The sequence below is a fragment of the Halorientalis marina genome, assembly GCF_023028345.1.
Classification (GTDB): domain Archaea; phylum Halobacteriota; class Halobacteria; order Halobacteriales; family Haloarculaceae; genus Halorientalis; species Halorientalis marina.
This window is the reverse complement of record NZ_CP095487.1, coordinates 1,167,581-1,180,014: the sequence shown is the minus strand read 5'-3', so window position 1 is coordinate 1,180,014 and position 12,434 is coordinate 1,167,581. Positions and strand designations below refer to the sequence as shown.

General features: G+C 68.8%; 12 protein-coding genes. 8 read left to right on the top strand and 4 right to left on the bottom strand.

Going from position 1 to position 12,434, the window contains the following annotated elements:
- The first annotated feature begins 49 nt into the window (after window positions 1–49).
- From MUG96_RS06015 to MUG96_RS06005, 3 genes are all read left to right on the top strand, one after another.
- The gene (locus MUG96_RS06015) at window positions 50–1,183 is read left to right on the top strand and encodes a signal peptidase I (RefSeq protein ID WP_246987434.1); all 1,134 of its coding nucleotides are present in this window, start codon (window positions 50–52) and stop codon (window positions 1,181–1,183) included.
- A gap of 68 nt (window positions 1,184–1,251) precedes the next feature.
- Window positions 1,252–2,526, top strand: a complete 1,275-nt coding sequence (locus tag MUG96_RS06010) for a DUF5305 domain-containing protein (RefSeq protein WP_246987433.1) — start codon at window positions 1,252–1,254, stop codon at window positions 2,524–2,526.
- Window positions 2,527–2,714: 188 nt separating this feature from the next.
- Window positions 2,715–4,955 (top strand): hybrid sensor histidine kinase/response regulator, encoded by a 2,241-nt coding sequence (locus MUG96_RS06005; protein WP_246987431.1) that lies wholly within the window; start codon window positions 2,715–2,717, stop codon window positions 4,953–4,955.
- Between the two features lie 3 nt (window positions 4,956–4,958).
- On the opposite strand, the gene MUG96_RS06000 is transcribed toward MUG96_RS06005, so the two are convergent.
- On the bottom strand, window positions 4,959–5,291 hold the full coding sequence (locus MUG96_RS06000; RefSeq protein ID WP_246987429.1) for a 2Fe-2S iron-sulfur cluster-binding protein: 333 nt from the start codon (window positions 5,289–5,291) through the stop codon (window positions 4,959–4,961).
- Window positions 5,292–5,411: 120 nt separating this feature from the next.
- On the opposite strand from MUG96_RS06000, the gene MUG96_RS05995 reads away from it, so the two are divergent.
- Window positions 5,412–6,824, top strand: a complete 1,413-nt coding sequence (locus MUG96_RS05995) for a geranylgeranyl reductase family protein (RefSeq protein WP_246987426.1) — start codon at window positions 5,412–5,414, stop codon at window positions 6,822–6,824.
- A gap of 213 nt (window positions 6,825–7,037) precedes the next feature.
- Window positions 7,038–7,538, top strand: coding sequence for a type IV pilin domain-containing protein (locus MUG96_RS05990; RefSeq protein WP_246987424.1), 501 nt, complete (start codon window positions 7,038–7,040; stop codon window positions 7,536–7,538).
- Window positions 7,539–7,589: 51 nt separating this feature from the next.
- Here MUG96_RS05990 and MUG96_RS05985 read toward each other — a convergent pair whose 3' ends face one another.
- Both MUG96_RS05985 and MUG96_RS05980 read right to left on the bottom strand, forming a co-directional pair.
- Entirely contained in the window at window positions 7,590–8,891 is a 1,302-nt protein-coding gene (locus MUG96_RS05985) for an amidohydrolase (RefSeq protein WP_246987421.1), read from the bottom strand.
- 45 nt (window positions 8,892–8,936) lie between these two features.
- Entirely contained in the window at window positions 8,937–9,260 is a 324-nt protein-coding gene (locus MUG96_RS05980; protein ID WP_246987419.1) for an uS10/mL48 family ribosomal protein, read from the bottom strand.
- A 125-nt stretch (window positions 9,261–9,385) separates the two neighbouring features.
- Between MUG96_RS05980 and MUG96_RS05975 the strand changes: the two genes are divergently transcribed.
- Together MUG96_RS05975 and MUG96_RS05970 are read left to right on the top strand one after the other, a co-directional pair.
- Entirely contained in the window at window positions 9,386–9,811 is a 426-nt protein-coding gene (locus MUG96_RS05975; RefSeq protein WP_246987416.1) for a bis(5'-nucleosyl)-tetraphosphatase, read from the top strand.
- Window positions 9,812–9,887: 76 nt separating this feature from the next.
- Window positions 9,888–10,940, top strand: coding sequence for a DUF5787 family protein (locus tag MUG96_RS05970; RefSeq protein ID WP_246987414.1), 1,053 nt, complete (start codon window positions 9,888–9,890; stop codon window positions 10,938–10,940).
- 19 nt (window positions 10,941–10,959) lie between these two features.
- Here MUG96_RS05970 and MUG96_RS05965 read toward each other — a convergent pair whose 3' ends face one another.
- Window positions 10,960–11,442 (bottom strand): DUF5797 family protein, encoded by a 483-nt coding sequence (locus tag MUG96_RS05965; RefSeq protein ID WP_246987412.1) that lies wholly within the window; start codon window positions 11,440–11,442, stop codon window positions 10,960–10,962.
- Between the two features lie 129 nt (window positions 11,443–11,571).
- Here MUG96_RS05965 and MUG96_RS05960 point away from each other — a divergent pair, with 129 nt between their 5' ends.
- Window positions 11,572–12,348 carry an enoyl-CoA hydratase/isomerase family protein gene (locus MUG96_RS05960; RefSeq protein WP_246987411.1) on the top strand — a complete coding sequence of 259 codons (777 nt, stop codon included), beginning with the start codon at window positions 11,572–11,574 and terminating at the stop codon, window positions 12,346–12,348.
- Window positions 12,349–12,434: the final 86 nt, after the last annotated feature.

Genomic DNA, 12,434 nt, shown 5'->3' with positions numbered 1-12,434 from the left:
CACAAAGTAGGAGGGCGATGTTGAACGATACGGGGCGACGGACTCGATCATGAAGAAGAAAGTGGGCCTGGTACTGGAGGGGATCGCGGTAGTCCTCATCGTGGCGCTCGTCGCGGGGCAGGTGCTCGGTCAGCCGGTGCTTCTGAGTTACGTCACGTCCGATAGCATGGAGCCGACGCTCGACCCGGGCGACGGGTTCGTGGCGATCCCGGCTGGCGTCGCGGGTGAGGTCGAAGAGGGTGACGTGATCACGTTCCGGGCGGAGACGCTCAATGGCGGGGGGCTGACGACCCACCGCGTCGTCGAGGAGACCGACCGCGGATTCGTCACGAAAGGCGACGGCAACCCCTTCACCGATCAGGACGACGAGGAGCCGCTGGTAAAGCGGACACAGATCGTCGCCGTCGCCTGGCAACCGGGCGGCTCCGTGCTCGTGATCCCATTCGTCGGGACGGTCGTGACCGGGACCCAGTCGGCGCTCGAGACGGTCCAGCGAACCCTCGCGGCGACGCTCGGCACGCGGTCGCTGCTCGGCGTGCAGGGGCTCGCGTACCTCTTGCTTGCACTGTCAGTCATCGCATACGTCCTCGACCTGTGGCTGAATGGGGGTGAGAACCGACGCCGTGACCGGGAGCGGTCGCGGGATTCGGGGACGAGCACGCGGGTCGTCGTCGCGGGGTTCGCGCTGTTGATCGTCGTCGGGGCGACGGCGGCAATGGTCGTACCGGCAGGATCGGAGAAATTCGGCATCGTGAGCGCGGAATCCGACTCGCCGGGCCCGAGAGTCATCGAGACCGGGACGAGCGAGACGGTCGAGTACCCGATAGGGAACGGCGGGCTCGTCCCGGTCGTCGTCTTCCTCGAACCGGAGAGCGACGGCGTCGGGATCGAACCCCGGCAACTGTCCGTTCCGGCCCGTTCGTCGGTCAACGCGACGCTGACGCTGTCGGCGCCACCGGAGACCGGGTACTACCGGCAGTTTCTCGTCCAGCACCGGTACCTCGCGGTACTCCCGGAGTCGACGATCACCACGCTGTACGAGGTGCACCCGTGGCTACCACTGATAGTCATCGACGCCCTGCTCGGCGGCGGGTTCTACGTCGTCGGGATGGCGCTGGTCGGCACCGGCCGGCTCCGATCGCGCTCCCGCGACGGGGCAGGGACGGCCCTCGGGTGGCTGTAACGGGCGAGTAGGGGCCGTGTCGGATGGCAAAGTGTTTTATCGGTTCGTGATAAATGGATTACTCGATAATGGGGAAGCGGGGTCGACGGATACGGGCAGTACTAGACGGTCAGTTCTGGCTCGTCGTCGGCGTGCTGGGCGTACTCGTCGTCGGGGGCGGATACATAACCTACGACGCGTATGCGGACCCGGGCGTCCACGTCGAACAGCGACCCGGGACGAGCGCCGAGTTCGTCGGCGAGTTCGACCACCGCGGGACGGTCCAGTCGCCGAACCCGGTGTATCCGACCGGCGAGACGCTCGCGAACCGGGAGGCGTACTTCAGCCGACTCACGCCACGGTTGAACGGGGCCTTCACGTACACTTACGATGCGTCGCGGAGCGGTGACGTGCGGGCGGACGTCGACCTCGAGCTTCGAATACGGTCGGTCGGCGAGGCGAACGAGGGCGGCCAGGGAATCGAGTACTGGAGCGTGACGCGACGAGTGAACGCCACCGAGGCGGCATCGCTGTCGCCGGGCGAGACGGTCCGGGTAGCGTTTTCCCGGAACGTGACGGAACTGTTCAACGAGACGCGGCAGATTGACGAGCGGGTCGGCGGAACCCCGGGGACCAAGGAGGTGCGCCTCGTCGCGGTCGTCGACACCGAAGGAGAGGTCAACGACCGGGAGGTGGCTCGGACACAGGAGTACCCGGTCCGGTTCAGCGACGACGACAGCATCTACCGGGTGGACGACCCGGGCCGCGTCGTGAACACCACCAGCACCAACCGGACCGTCACGGTGCAAAACACGTACGGCCCGATCCGGCGGGGCGGCGCGCCACTTGCGTTCGTCCTCGGACTGGTGGGGTTGATCGGTCTCGCGGTCGCCCGATACAGGGGCGGGATCGAACTGACGGACGCGGAGCGGGCGTACATGACCTACGAGCGGTCGCGGGCGGAGTTCGACGACTGGATCACGACGGCACGACTCGACCCGGAGACGTTCGCGGGCGAGCGGATCGACGTGGAGACGCTGGACGGACTCGTCGACGTCGCTATCGACAGTGACCGTCGCGTGTTGCAGGACGTGGCGACGGACACCTGCTACTGCCGGGTGGACGATCTGGTGTACCGGTACGAGCCCCCGCCGGAGCCGCCCGAGGGCCCGCTCGCGACGCTCGGCGAGCAGGGCGGGCTGGCCGGAGACGGCCGGATCGACGAGTGGTCGGACGACGCGGGCGGCGAGTCCGTGAAGGACGGCGGCGAGATCACTGGCAAGGACGACGGGACTGGCGAAAAGGGAGACAGTGAGATCATGGACCAGCAGGCGAACGACGACGGGACCGGCGACACGACGTGAGCGACGGGGGTCTCGAACCCGGCCGAGCGGCCGAGCCCGGTCCCCGAGGGGGTCGTTCACGATGCCTGAAGATATCGAACACGTCGTTACGAGTCCGTAGTGACTCGTTATCGGTTCATTTCGGCGCTAAGAGGTCCAAGAACGAACAGTACTGTTATATGAAACGTCGTCAAAGCGAGACGTAGTCGATGGGGGTACGTTCAAGCGTGGCGGAACAGCAGTCGGAGACCGTACGGGTCCTGTACGTCGACGACCAGGTCGACGGAACGGACGCAGCGATAGCGACGGTGGCCGCGGACGACGAGTTCGAGATCGAGGAGGTGGACCACGCGGCGGCGGCGATCGATACGCTCGGGACCGGCTCGTACGACTGCGTCGTCAGCGGCTACGACCTCACACAGGTCGACGGCCTCACGTTTCTTGAGGAGGTCCGGGAGCGATGGCCCGACCTCCCGTTCGTTCTCTACACCGACAGCGGCTCCGAACGGGTGGCGAGCGACGCGTTCTCGGCCGGGGCGACGGACTACGTCGAGAAGGACCGCGCCCACGACGACCCCGCGGTCCTCCTCGACGCGCTCAGGCACACCGTGAACGGAACCGCGGCTGGCGACGGCAGCCGCGGCGACCGGGACGGCCGGCTCGAACCGGACGCTGCCGACCTCGGCGTCCTGTTCGAGCGCCACCCCGACCCCGCGATCCGTCTCGAGTACGTTGACGGCGACGCGGTCGTCCGCGCGGTCAATCCCGCCTTCGAGGAGACGTTCGGCCTTACCGACGACGCCCTCGCCGGACGGTCCGCGGGCGTGTTGCAGGTCCCGACCGGCGCAGCAGATGACGCGGACGCGGCCGCGGCGACGGACCGCGTCGATACGACCGTCACCAGGGTCACGACCGACGGCAGCCGACGGTTCCGGTTCCGGACGATCCCGTTCACCGCCGCCGACGGCACGCCGGGCGTCTACGGCGTCTACACGGAGCCGGCAGAACCAGCCGATGCCGAGGTGGAGACCGGCCTCGACCGGACGCGAGTCGACGACGCGCTGGAACGGACCGAGACGGGCGTCTGGACCTGGGACCCGGAGAGCGACCGGCTCTCCCGGCACGCGTCGGTGAATCAATTGTTCGGGATCGACGAGGGGGCCACCGAGGGGGCGCTCGACGAGTTGCTCGGCCGCGTCCACCCGGTCGACCGGGAGACGGTCGCCGACGCCTTCGAGCGTGCGGTGACGGAGGAACGCTTCGACGCCGAGTTCCGGGTGCAGACGGCCGACGGCACGCGCCGCTGGATTTCGGGGAGAGGGGAGACGGTGACGGCCGACGACTCGACGCTGCTGGTCGGCGTCTTCGTCGACGTCACCGAACGGAAACGTCGGGAGGAGGAACTGACGCAGTATCGGCGAATCGTCGAGACCTCGAACGACCCGGTGTACGTCCTCGACAGGGCCGGCCGGTTCGAGTTCGTCGACGACGCGTTCGTCGCCGCGACGGGCTACGAGCGCGACGAGATCGTGGGTGAACACGTCTCCGAGTTGCTCGACGACGAGGACGTGCTGGAAGGCGAGGAGGTAATCCGGGCGCTCCTGACGAGCGACGTGGACCGCGGTGTCCTCGAATGCGAGGTCGAGACGAACTACGGGACGTCCCGGTGGTGTGAGATCGATATCGCGCTCCTCGACGGGGACGAAGGGATCGACGGTACGGTCGGCATCGTCCGGGACGTCACCGAGCGGATGGAGCGCGAACGCGAACTGGAACGACAGACCGAGCGGCTCGAAGAGTTCGCGAGCGTCGTCGCACACGACCTCCGGAACCCGCTGACGGTCGCCATCGGCCACACCGAGGTCCTGCAGGACGAGTACGACGACGAGTTCCTCGACCGCGTCGCCGAGGCCCACGAGCGGATGGAGCAACTCATCGACGACCTCCTCGCGCTCGCCAGGGAGGGACGGGCCGTCGACGAGACCGAACCGGTCGACATCGAGCGGGTGGCGCGCGACGCCTGGGGGACGGTGGCGACCGGCGACGCCGACCTGGTCGTCGACGCCGAGGCGACGGTGTTGGCCGACGCGGACCGGCTCCGGACCCTGTTCGAGAACCTCGTCAAAAACGCCGTCGAGCACGGCTCGACGAGCCCTGACTCGCAAGCTCGTCAGGACGCCGTGGAGCACGGCGGAGCGGACGTGACCGTGACCGTCGCGGACCTCCCCGACGACTCCGGCTTCGCGGTCGCGGACGACGGCGCTGGCATCCCCGAGGGTGAGCGAGAGGCGGTCTTCGACCGCGGCTACTCGACCGACGACGACGGGACTGGCTTCGGCCTCGCCATCGTCGACGGCATCGCCGAGGCCCACGGCTGGACGGTCACGGTCGAGGAGAGCGCGGCCGGCGGCGCGCGCTTCGCGGTGACCGGTGTCGAGGTCGTCGAGTGACCGTCAGTCGTCGGCGGCGGAGGGATCGCCGGTTGCGTCGACGGCGTCGGCTTCGAGGCTCGGCGGGTACTCGCCGCGGTCGAGTTTCAGGTCGGAGGCCGGCCGCGCCATACAGGTGAGCGCGTACCGTTCTTTCTCCTCGTCCGTGAGCCCGTGGGCGGCGGGCTGTGTGACCTCCCCCTCGAGGATTTCTGCAGAACAGGCGAGACACATCCCGACGCGACAGGAGTACTCCTGTGCGATGCCCTCGTCGATGCACCGCCGCAGGATGGTATCTTTCTCGGAAACGGTGATGGTCTCGCCCGTCCCCACGAACTCCACGGTGTAGTCGGTCATGGGCGGTCGTTACGCGGGCCGCGACAAAACTCTTTATTCCGGCGGTTCTCGTCACGACCGGGTGGGTCCGCGCAAGTTGCGGAATAAAGAGTTTTCTCCGTGCGGTGTCGAGGGGCGGGCATGGCAACCGAGGAGTCCGACGCCGCCGGGTCGACGGCCGGCGGGGGGACCCGGACGTACGACGTGGTTATCGTCGGTGCGGGGACCGCAGGGTGTTACGCGGCGGCGACGGTCGCCGCCGAGGGCCTCGACGTCGTCGTACTCGAACGCAAGACCGAGCAGGAGGCAGGCCACATCGCCTGCGGGGACGCGCTCAAAGGCGCCGACAAGTTCCCCGAGAGCATCCCGAAATCGAAGATCGAACCCGCCTTCACCAACACCGACGTGGACCACGGTCGCTTCGAGATTCCGGCCGAGGACACCGTGCTCGACATCCCGGTGCCGGGTGAACTCGCCGTCATCGACCGCATGGAGTACGGCCGGCGGATCATCGACGGCGCCGAGTCCGCGGGCGCCGAGTTCCACTACGACACCGTCGTCCAGGACGTGCGCCAGGACGACGACGGTCGGGTCACTGGCGTCACCGCGATCCGGAAGGGGGACCCGCTCACCTACGAGGCCGAGGTCGTCATCGACGGTGCTGGCTCGCTCTCGCTGTTGCAGGACAAGGCCGACCTGGAAGCGGCCACCTTCGACACGAACGTCCAGTACTCGCAGTTCTCCTCGGCCTACCGGGAGATCGTCGAGGTCGACGAGCCGGTTGAGTGGGACGACGCGCTCGTGTTCAAACCCACCCAGCGTTCGGCGGGGTATCTCTGGTACTTCCCGCGGACCCGGACCGAGATCAACGTCGGCCTGGGCTTCCAGATGAACGAGGACCCGATGCAGCTCGTGGAGGCGCTGAAACGCGACGTACGCGAGCGTCCGGAGTTCGAGAACGCGGAGGTGAAAGACAAGCTCGGCGCGGCCCTGCCGACTCGGCGACCCTACGACTCCGCGACTGCACCGGGATTCATGGCCGTCGGCGACGCGGCGGCCCACGTGAACCCGACGACTGGCGGCGGCATCGCCGGGGCGGCCTACGCCGGCACCTACGCCGCGGAAGCGGCCATCGAGGGGATCAGCGACGGAACCGTCGGGGAGTCCGCGCTCTGGGAGTACAACGAGCGCGTGATGGACCACTTCGGCGGCCGCTACGCCGCACTCGACGTGTACAACATCTTCACGACGGCCTACGACATCGACGACCTGATGGCCCTGCTTGCGGCACTCCCCGTCACCAAGCTCTCCGAGGCGCTGTACTCCGGCTCCGCCGACATCGGCCCGCTCCTGAAACTGAAGACGGCGGTCAAGAGCTACGGTCACTGGAGTACCATCTACGACCTCTACCAGACGAAGGGACTGGCCGACCGGCTGCTCGAGCACTACGAGGAGTACCCGGGTACGCCCGACGCCTTCCCGGCCTGGCGGTCGCGCCGCGACGAACTGATGGAGGAGATCTACACGACGACCGGCGCCGATCCGAAGTACTGACCCGTCGGTTGCCGCCCCGTCGCCGACCCTGTTCGCTCCGTGGCCGAGTTCCTCATAAACCCCGGTGTAACCCCTGCTCAAGCTTTATGAGTGGCGAGTCGGCTAGTATCGATAACACGGGACGGGACCGTCCCGGCCCACGAACCGTGGGGACGGCACTCGGGCTGAGACGGGGCGTCGGGTCGGGACCCGTTCGTGTTGGGGGAAGGAAGAATGCAACTGTACGAACTGCTGCGTGACGATCAGGCGGTGTCACAGGTCATCGGCGTGGTGCTGATGGTCGCGATCACGGTGTTGCTGGCGGCCACGGCCGCGTCGTTCTTCCTGGGGCTCTCGAACGACCAGCAGACGTCGGCACCGCGGGTCGCGATCGCCTTCGATTACGACGCGTCGAACGACGCACCGCCGGAGGACAGTCTGAAAATCACCCACGATAGCGGGGATACGGTCGATGCGGAACGGGTCGACATCGTCGTCTCGGAGGCGGCGGTGCCGGGTGACGTGGTCGATAGACGCTACACCTGGCAGGAGATGGCCGACGGCTCGCCGGAGGACGTGGCCGCCGGGATGTCCGTCACGGTGAACCGGAGTACGCTCAAGGACCCGACGAGCACGAACGCCTACAGCGACCTCGCGCTCGACAACGCGGGCGTGCAGGTCATCTGGAGCGATCCGGGGAGCGAACAGACGTTCGTCCTCGGGGACTGGCAGTGAGCGGTCGGTGACGACCTGCCGGCCCGACTCCGGGCCGGCCGCGACCTCTCGTCAGGGCCGCTCGTCGGCGAGTCGCCGGATCGAGTCCGCGAGTACCGCCACGCCGAGCGGGAGCGACGCCTCGTCCACGTCGAACGTCGGCGTGTGGTGGCCGGTGGGGTGGTCGGTCCCGACGCCGACGAAACTGGCCTTCCCGCCCTGCTCCTGAACGTGACGCAGCAGGTAGGTGGCGTCCTCGCTCCCGCCGAGGTCGGCGTGCCGGCGGACCGAGTCGACGCCAGCCGTCTCGCCGGCCACCGATTCGACGACGTCGACCACCGCGTCGTCCGGTGTCGCGCTCGGGGCCTCGCCGGCGGTCGTGACCGACACCTCGCAGTCGTGCATCTCGGCGGCGTTCGTCAGGATTCGGTCCGCGTGCTCGCGGGTGTGCTCCATCAGTTCGGTCGTCTCGCCACGGACCTCACCCTCGATGTACGCGTGTTCGGGGATGATGTTCGCGGCGGTGCCGCCGCCCACGTCGCCGGCGTTGATGCGTGTCGCGCCCTCGGAGTGACGCGGGATGCCGTAGAGGTTCTGGACCGCCGTCGCCATCGCCTGGACGGCGTTGCGGCCGTCTTCCGGGTGACCGCCGGCGTGGGAGGACTCGCCCGAGAACTCGGCCCGGAAGTGGGAGACCGCGAGGATACCCTCGACGCCGGCGACGACCTCGCCCGTCGGGTGGTCGAGGCCGATGTGGAGGGCCAGCAGGTAGTCCACGTCGTCGAGGTGGCCGCCCGCGACGACCGACGCGGCGCCGCCGACGACCTCCTCCGCTGGCTGGAAGAGGACCTTCACGGTGCCGGGGAAGTCCCGGTCGGCGAGTGCCTCGACGACGCCGAGCCCGATGGTCATGTGGGCGTCGTGGCCGCAGGCGTGCATGGCCCCGTCGTGACGCGAGCGGAAGCCCTCGGCGGCAGGGGTGTGGTCGTCGGCCCCGGATTCGGACAGCGGGAGGGCGTCGATATCGACCCGGAGGGCGACCGTCGGGCCGTCGCGGTCGCCGTGGAGGACGGCCAGACAGCCCGTCTGCCCGCCGCCAAGGCGGTCGAGCGTGTCGGGGTCCGCGCCCGCGTCGCGGGCCCGGTCGTGCCATTCCGTCAGGTCGGCCTCGTCGGGAACGCCCATCCGGGCCTCGGGGGCGAGGAGTTCGGGGCCGACGAACAGGTCGTCGACGCCGATGCGTTCGAGTTCGTCGACGACCCGGGCGGTGGTCCAGAACTCCCGCCAGGCGGGTTCCGGGCGCTCGTGGAACGTCCGCCGGAGGTCGACGAGCCGGTCCGTCGGGACGCGGTCGGTGGCGTCGCTGTCGCTCATGCGGGAAGGAATGCGAGGGAGGGACTTGGCTGTTGCCCGGCCGCCTCAGCCCAGCTGGCTCCGCTGTTCGATCTCGGCGGAGACGTACACGCCGTCGGGGAAGTCCCGTTCGGCCACCGAGCGGGCGAACTCGTCGTGACCGACGATCTCGATGCTCCGCCGGTAGACGGTGTAGCGCCAGGAGGAGAAGTGGTCGCTGTCGGCCACGAGCCGCGCGCTCTGTGGCACGGCGAGTTCGTCCGGCGGGTCCGGATGAGGGCCCTTGAACTCGACGCCCTTCCGCGCGGCCTCCTCCTTGATCCGGTCGACGACGTCGTCGAGGCCGCGGCGGTCACCGCTTTCGAGCGTCAGTTTCGTGACGAACGGCATCTACCCGGCAGTCGACCGCCGACAGGCAAAAACCCATCCCTTCGACGCGGGCCGCCGTGGGACCGGGAGACGGGGCGGTCAACTCTCCGACATTCTCTTAAGTACCCGCCGAGTACCGTGTCGTAATGATAGAGGCCACGAGCGCGGGAGCGATCCTCTTTCGCGATACGCGTGGCCGTCGGGAGTACCTCCTGCTCAAGTCCCGCCCGGGCGACTGGGAATTTCCCAAGGGCGGCGTCGAGGGCGAGGAGGAACTCCAGCAGACGGCGATCCGCGAGGTGAAAGAGGAGGCCGGAATCGGCGAGTTCCGGCTTATCGACGGCTTCCGCAAAGAGTACGACTACGTGTTCGAGGCGAACGGGAACACCATCCACAAGACGGTTCACCTGTTCATCGCCAAGTCCTTCGAGGCGAGCGCCGAACTGTCGAACGAACACCGCGACCTGCAGTGGCGCGACTACGAGCAGGCCATAAACACCGTCACCCAGGACGGCCCGCGGGAGATCCTGGAGGAGGCACACGAGTTCCTGAACGAGGAGACCGACCACTGACCGGGACGACCCGCCGACGGAGTCCCGGCCCACGGCCGACGACCCGCTTAAGTCGCCCCGGCCCCGACCGGGAGCCGTGAGCGACGACACCGCGGAGTTCACCTTCGAGCTCCGGGTCTGCCAGTGGGCCGAACGCGAGTGGCCGCCCAGCGGGAGCGACGCAGTCGGCGACACGACCGCAGTCATCGCTCGACAGCTCGGGACGAAGCGGCGCCGCTGGGACACCATCGTCGTGGAGGCCGACCCCGACGCGCTCCGGCGGCGGGCGCGGTTCGGCCCGGAGCGACTCGATTCGGACCTGCTGCACGTCGTCCGCAACGCCCCCGCCGAGTGGGCGTGGTACCGGGACGCCCTCCCGGACCCGGGCTACCCCTGGCAGTACGTCCGCGAGGCGGTCCACCGCGCGAGCGACCGCGGCATCGTCGACACCCGCAAGGACGGGCGCGGCCGGATCGAACTCCGCCGGAAGTGGCCCTACCCGGACTGGGTCGAACGACTCGTCGCCGTCGAGAACAAGCCGGACCTCGACGCGAGCGCCGCCCGCGACCTCGCGCCCCAGCTCCAGCGGGACGTGGCGCTCGCGCTCGCCGACGAGGTGTGGGTGGCGACGACCGCGACCGGCGCGACCGTCGAGCCCGCACTGCTCGAGGACGTCCCCGTCGAGGCGGGCGTCCTCCTCGTCGACGACGACGCTGCCGAGGTGGCCTGGCACCCGCGGGCGCTCGCCGTCGACGACCCGGGGACCATCATCGCGGAGCGACCGACCGGGACGGGCCACGACGCCTCGGCCGCTCGCTTCGAGTACGCCGACCCGGAGTGGAAGGCCGACAAGCGTATCGAAATCGCCGAACGTGCCTACGAGCGGGGCTGGCGCTCCTACGTCGACACGATGCGGCCGGACTGCCGGCACTTCGAGGTGCGGTCGGCGGACGGCGACGTGCTCCCGTGGTGTGCGGCGAAGGGGCGACACCCGACTGCAGCGGAGTGTTCGGGCTCCTGTCCGCAGTGGGAACCGGAACCGCCGGCGTGGCGCCAGCGCGGGTGGCCCGTCACGGGCGGTCCCGGGAAGGCGATCAAGCGACTGCTCGACCGACAGCGGCGCCGGCAGCGGCCGGGGCGAGAGAAGTAGCGAGAGGGCGGCAGCGCGGTCAGTCCATCTCCTCGACGACGAACTCGTCGCGGTCGAGTGCCAGCCGGAAGGTCGGCACCGTTCGCTGGACGGTCTCGATCAGTCCCTTGTTCGAGAGATTGCGGAGTGCGCTCCGGACGTCCTCGACGGCGGGGTCGTGGCCCGCCTCCCGGAGTTTCTGGAGGACGGAGACGACGCTCTCCGAGTCCTCGTCGGGGCCGGCGACGACGCCGAGGACGGCGGCCTGGAGCACGGGGACGCGGACGATGCGCTCGCCGTCGTCGGTCTCCGTCTCGGCGCCGACCAGCGCCGCGGCCTCGTCGGTCGCACAGATCAGCGAGTCGTCGTCGCGGTAGTAGTAGTCGCTCAGTTCGGATTCGAGGTAGCCGTGGACCTCGCTGCCGCTGTTCATCCCCCACTGATCCTGGAGTTCGGCGTTCTTCGTGGGCTGGAGCGCCACGACGTCGGCGAGTCGCTCGCGGGCCTCCTCCGAGAGGGTCATCGTCCGGCGGTAGGCGAAGCACCTATTTCGACCTTCTGCATCCGACGGGCAATGTGGCGTGTTCACACACCACTCGTCAGTTCCCGGGAGCGCCCGAGCGCTTATGGGGCCGGTCGGCGCAGTTGGGCTATGACCTGGGACACGGTCGAACTCGACACGGAGGACGGCATCACGACGATCACGGTCGACCGGCCGGACCGGCTGAACGCGCTGAACGTCGCCACGCTGGAGGCGCTCGACGAAGCGCTCGACGAGGCGGAAAAGCGGGACACGCGAGCGCTGGTCGTGACCGGTGCGGGCGACGACGCCTTCGTCGCCGGCGCGGACCTGGCGTACATGAAGGACCTCGGCGTCCAGGAGGCACAGGAGTACTCCGAACTCGGGCACCGGGTGATGACCAAAACCGAGACGTTCCCGGTGCCGGTCATCGCGGCGATCAACGGCTACGCCTTCGGCGGCGGCTGTGAACTCGCGCTGGCGGCGGATATGCGCGTCGCCAGCGAGCGAGCGGTCATCGGCCAGGTCGAGGTCAGCGTCGGCATCATGCCCGGCTGGGGCGGCATCCAGCGGCTCGCTCGCCTCGTCGACGACGAGGTCGCCCGCCGCCTCGTCTACTTCGCGGAACGCATCGACGCCGAGGACGCCGACCAGTACGGCCTCGTCGGCGACGTGGTGGCCCACGACCAACTGGACGACCACGTCCATGACCTCGCCGCTGAAATCGCCGCCCAGCCGAAGTACGCCATCCGGGCGGCCAAGGAGGCGTTCACGAAGGTCCACCGCACGCACCTCGACACCGGGCTGGACTACGAGCAGCGGCTCTGGTCCGGGCTGTTCGACACCGCCGACCAGGAGGAGGGGATGGCCGCCTTCGTCGAGGACAGAGAACCCGAGTGGGAGAGCTAATCGAGCGAGACGAACTGGGGCGGCACGCGCTCGGCGGCACTGTCGGCTGGTCGCCCTCCCTGTGAGCCGCTTTCGGGCGTGAACAG

Bases quoted from the DNA above. Each gene is read 5' to 3' on its own strand.
- MUG96_RS06015 (WP_246987434.1), top strand. From the start codon at position 50: ATGAAGAAGAAAGTGGGCCTGGTACTGGAGGGGATCGCGGTAGTCCTC.
- MUG96_RS06010 (WP_246987433.1), top strand. From the start codon at position 1,252: ATGGGGAAGCGGGGTCGACGGATACGGGCAGTACTAGACGGTCAGTTC.
- MUG96_RS06005 (WP_246987431.1), top strand. From the start codon at position 2,715: ATGGGGGTACGTTCAAGCGTGGCGGAACAGCAGTCGGAGACCGTACGG.
- MUG96_RS06000 (WP_246987429.1), bottom strand. From the start codon at position 5,291: ATGACCGACTACACCGTGGAGTTCGTGGGGACGGGCGAGACCATCACC.
- MUG96_RS05995 (WP_246987426.1), top strand. From the start codon at position 5,412: ATGGCAACCGAGGAGTCCGACGCCGCCGGGTCGACGGCCGGCGGGGGG.
- MUG96_RS05990 (WP_246987424.1), top strand. From the start codon at position 7,038: ATGCAACTGTACGAACTGCTGCGTGACGATCAGGCGGTGTCACAGGTC.
- MUG96_RS05985 (WP_246987421.1), bottom strand. From the start codon at position 8,891: ATGAGCGACAGCGACGCCACCGACCGCGTCCCGACGGACCGGCTCGTC.
- MUG96_RS05980 (WP_246987419.1), bottom strand. From the start codon at position 9,260: ATGCCGTTCGTCACGAAACTGACGCTCGAAAGCGGTGACCGCCGCGGC.
- MUG96_RS05975 (WP_246987416.1), top strand. From the start codon at position 9,386: ATGATAGAGGCCACGAGCGCGGGAGCGATCCTCTTTCGCGATACGCGT.
- MUG96_RS05965 (WP_246987412.1), bottom strand. From the start codon at position 11,442: ATGACCCTCTCGGAGGAGGCCCGCGAGCGACTCGCCGACGTCGTGGCG.
- MUG96_RS05960 (WP_246987411.1), top strand. From the start codon at position 11,572: ATGACCTGGGACACGGTCGAACTCGACACGGAGGACGGCATCACGACG.